Origin of the sequence: Polaromonas sp. (assembly GCF_012927415.1) — a bacterium.
GTDB lineage: Bacteria > Pseudomonadota > Gammaproteobacteria > Burkholderiales > Burkholderiaceae_C > Polaromonas.
In genome coordinates this window covers 1-3790 of sequence record NZ_JABBPF010000168.1, presented here as the reverse complement: position 1 = coordinate 3790, position 3790 = coordinate 1, and the positions used below count along the sequence as shown (strand labels likewise).

General features: G+C 63.6%; 4 protein-coding genes. 3 read left to right on the top strand and 1 reads right to left on the bottom strand.

The features are described from left to right. The coding region (locus tag HHJ19_RS14290; RefSeq protein ID WP_296908497.1) for a M20/M25/M40 family metallo-hydrolase at positions 1–368 on the bottom strand (368 nt) is incomplete at its 3' end. A gap of 127 nt (positions 369–495) precedes the next feature. On the opposite strand from HHJ19_RS14290, the gene HHJ19_RS14285 reads away from it, so the two are divergent. From HHJ19_RS14285 to HHJ19_RS14275, 3 genes are all read left to right on the top strand, one after another. Further along, positions 496–1365, top strand: coding sequence for a decaprenyl-phosphate phosphoribosyltransferase (locus HHJ19_RS14285; RefSeq protein ID WP_296908495.1), 870 nt, complete (start codon positions 496–498; stop codon positions 1363–1365). A gap of 47 nt (positions 1366–1412) precedes the next feature. Further along, a complete protein-coding gene (locus tag HHJ19_RS14280) occupies positions 1413–2300 on the top strand; it encodes a lysylphosphatidylglycerol synthase transmembrane domain-containing protein (protein ID WP_296908493.1) in 888 nt (295 codons plus the stop codon). 52 nt (positions 2301–2352) lie between these two features. Beyond that, a partial coding sequence (locus HHJ19_RS14275; RefSeq protein ID WP_296908492.1) for a glycosyltransferase family 39 protein occupies positions 2353–3790 on the top strand: 1438 nt, incomplete at its 3' end.

Genomic DNA, 3790 nt, shown 5'->3' with positions numbered 1-3790 from the left:
GCGCCGGCATGGGCGAACGCCATGCCGATCAAGCCTTTCATGTCGCAGCTGCCGCGGCCGTAGAGCCTGCCGTCGCGGACGGTGGCCGACAGCGGCTCAAGCGTCCAGTCCTGCCCGTCCCAGGGCACGGTGTCGGTGTGGCCCGACAGGATGACGCCGGCGGCCCTGCCTTCGCCCAGCGTGGCAAACAGGTTGGCCTTGGTCTTGTCGGCGTTGCAAGTGATGCGACTGCGCACGCCAAGCTTTTGCAACTCGTCCCGCACGAAGTGGATCAATGGCAGGTTGGAGTTGTGGCTGACGGTGTTCATCCGCACCAGCGTCTGGATCAATTGCAGGGCGTGCGGGGAGGGTTGTAATGTTTGAGCCATGAGCTGTATTCTGGACGCGATCGGGCGTATCGGCAGTGCCTGCTCTCAGTTATGCTCGAACGTCGGTTCCCGTGGCTTCCCCTTGCTGCCCGTTGTTACCAGGCTTGACGCCCTGTTTTTTTCATTGATGTCTGCTCCCTCCTCCTCTTCGCCGCTCGCCTTGATCCGCCTCATGCGGCCGCATCAGTGGCTTAAAAATGCGTTTGTGTTTGCCGGCCTGGTGTTCAGCCAGAACTGGCATGACAGCGCCATGGGCCTGCGCGTGGTGCTTGCGTTTGCCGCGTTTTGTTGCGCCTCCAGCGTGGTCTACATCCTCAACGACTGGCATGACCGCGCCAGCGATGCCCTGCAGCCGGTCAAACGCCAGCGGCCGCTGGCCAGTGGCCAGGTCTCGACGGCCGCCGCGCTGGCGCTGGCCGGCGCCTTGTTCGCTTTGGGCGTTCTGCTGGCCGCGGGCAACCCGGCGCTGCTGGTCTTGCTCGGCGTGTATGTGGCGCTCAATCTGGCGTATTCCTGGCGGCTCAAGCAGGTGCCGGTGGTCGATGTGTCCATCATTGCCGCCGGCTTCATGCTCAGGCTGCTGGCCGGCACGGTGGCGGTCGGGATTCCCCCTTCGCGCTGGCTGCTGCTGACCGGAATTTTCCTGACGCTTTTTCTCGGTTTTTGCAAACGCAAGGCCGAGAGCTTTCACGACGCGGACAGCCAGCGCGCAGTGCTGGAACACTATCCGGCGGCGTTGCTCGACACCTATATCGCCGTCACCATGACGGCGACGCTGACCACCTACAGCCTGTTTGCCACCAGCCCGGAAGCACAGCTGCAGCACGGCGAGCGGCTGCTCTACACCGTTCCGGTGGTGATTTTTGGCCTGCTTCGCTACATCTACCTGGTGCATGGCGGCCGCGGCGAAGACGTGGCGCGTGACCTGATGCGGGACCCGTGGATCGTGTTGGCGGGCCTGCTTTGGCTGCTCATCTTTCTGAGTCACCGGTTTTGAGACCGGGGACCGGACTCCGAAAGGTGAAGCCTGTTTCATCCCCCATCTTGACGCCAGAACCGGCCCGGCTCCCGGTCAAGCAACTGCTGCTGGTGCTGGGCCTTGTGGCCACCTCGCTGGCGCATTTGTGGTCTTGGACCGGCTTGCAGGCGGGCCTGTTATGCCTGCTCAATTATGGCTTGCGCGGTTTGCGCTGGCGTTTCTGGATGGCGCATTACGGCCGCCACTTTGGTCCGCTGGAGGGCTTGCGCCTTTATCTTGCTGGCTATGCGTTCACGCCCACACCGGGCAATGTTGGCGAGGCGGCAAGGGGCTTGATGCTGGCACGCAATCCGCTGGGCGCCCGGCAAAGCCTGGCGATTTTTGGCGCCGAGCGACTGGCTGATTTGCTGTGCCTGCTGTTGCTGTGCCTGCCTGCCGTCGCCTGGGCTTTGGGGCAGGGTATCGGGCAGGTGGCGCCGGTATGGTTGCTCGGGCTGCTGGCGGCGGGCCTGCTGGCTGCGGCGGTGGTGCTGGGCGTGTTGTTCCGCTCCCGGCGCGCGCTGCTCCAGCGCTTTGGCTGGCTGCAGGAGGCCTGGCATTGCCTGGCCGAGCGCCCGCTGCTCTGGTTTGCCCTGACACTGCTGGCCTGGGCCGCGCAGGGCCTGGCCGTCTGGCTGATTTGCCGCGTCTTCGGTGTTTCACTGGGGCCGCTCGCAGCGACCGGTTTTTACGCGCTGGCCATGGTGGCGGGCGCGCTGTCGGCCTTGCCGGCCGGGTTGGGCGGCACCGAGGCCGTGCTGACGGGACTGCTGGTGGCCAACGGGGCCAGCGCCGGTGTGGCGTTGGGCATCACCGTTATGGCCCGTTTGCTGACCCTGTGGCTGGCCGTGGCGATCGGCGTAATGGCCTTGCTTTATAGTGCGGCCATTCGCAAAGAGATCAGCTTGCGCTGATCCGAGCGGCGCCAGCGCGCAGCGCGCCCAGTCCCCATTTCCGACCTTTTCCATGTCCCAGAATCAAGTTTCCGCGCCTTCCCCGCAAGATATTTCCCCCTGGCTCGCGCGCTGGCTGCTCGGCGCCGGCCTGACTTCACTGCTGCTGCGCTGGTGGATCGCCACAAGTTTCCCGATCTCGGGAGACGAGGCATTTTTTTACTGGTGGGGCGTTTACCCCGACTGGGGTTACTCCGACCATCCGCCGATGGTGGGCTGGCTGATCGCGCTGATGCGCGCAACCCTGGGTGACAGTATCGGGTCGATCCGTCTGCCCGCCGTGCTGCTGCCGCTGACACTCGGCGCTGCGCTCTGGTGGGCCTTCAAACCGCTGGACCGGGCGCGCGCGGCATGGGCCGTGCTGTTTTTCTGGCTGGCACCGTTGAACTGGCTCAATGCCATCATCACCACCGACACACCGCTGATCTTCTGGTCGGTGTTGTCGGCCGCCGCGCTCTTGCGTGCCGAGCGGCGGGAGCAGCTGGACCGGGCGGCATACGGCCTGTATGCCTTGTCCGGGGTATTTCTGGGCTGCGCGTTTCTCTCCAAGTATTTTTCGGTGGTGATGGGATTTGCCTACCTGGTGTATTTTCTGGTCTACCGGCGCGAGCGGCTGGCCGGGCTGGCCCTGCTGGTGGCCTGCGCCTCGCCCGGCCCCGCCATCAACATTGCCTACAACCTGTCGCATGGTTGGTCCAACATCATGTTCAATGTCTACAACCGCAACGAGGCGGAGCATTTTGAATGGCGCAAGCCGCTGGTCTATCTCGGCATGATGGCTTATCTGATCACGCCGGCGGCGTTGTGGATGGCGGTGAAGCAGCGCCAGGCATTGGCGGCCAGCGCCAGATCGCAACGTCTGCTGGCCTGCCTGGTGCTGGTTCCGCTGCTGTTTTTTGCACTGCTCTCCAGCAAAAAAATCATTGGCCTGCACTGGGTGCTGTCGTTTTACCCCTTCGGTTTTGCCTATCTGGCGCTGGCCCTGCCGGCTGACCGGCTCAAGACCTGCGCCAAAGGTCTGGCGGTGTTTGCCGGCCTGCATGTGCTGGTGGTGGCGGGGCTCTACATGACCACGCTGGACAACTGGCGCAGCGCCAGGATCTACCCGCAAATCGTGCGCAGCTACCGGACCGCCGCAATGCTTGGGCAGGTCAGTGCGCCAGGCGTTGTCCTGATGGGGGAGTCTTACACCTCCGCTTCGATTTACGGCTTTGAGCGGCGCCAGTACATGCCGGTGTTTGGTGTTGGGCAGTTTCATGCGCGGCAGGACGACATGCTGGTAGATTTTTCGCTCTACCAGGGAAAAACCATCCGCATCATTGTTTCCGACAGCCCCAGGCTGGGTGACTTCGAACCTTATTTTGACTCGGTGCGCCTGCTCGGCTTCATGCAGGACGGTGTGCCGTTTTATGCTGTGGAGGGCGTGGGCTTCAAGTACCCCGCCTATCGTG

Excerpts from the sequence above, each read along its gene's own strand:
- HHJ19_RS14285 (WP_296908495.1), top strand. The coding sequence starts at position 496 with ATGTCTGCTCCCTCCTCCTCTTCGCCGCTCGCCTTGATCCGCCTCATG.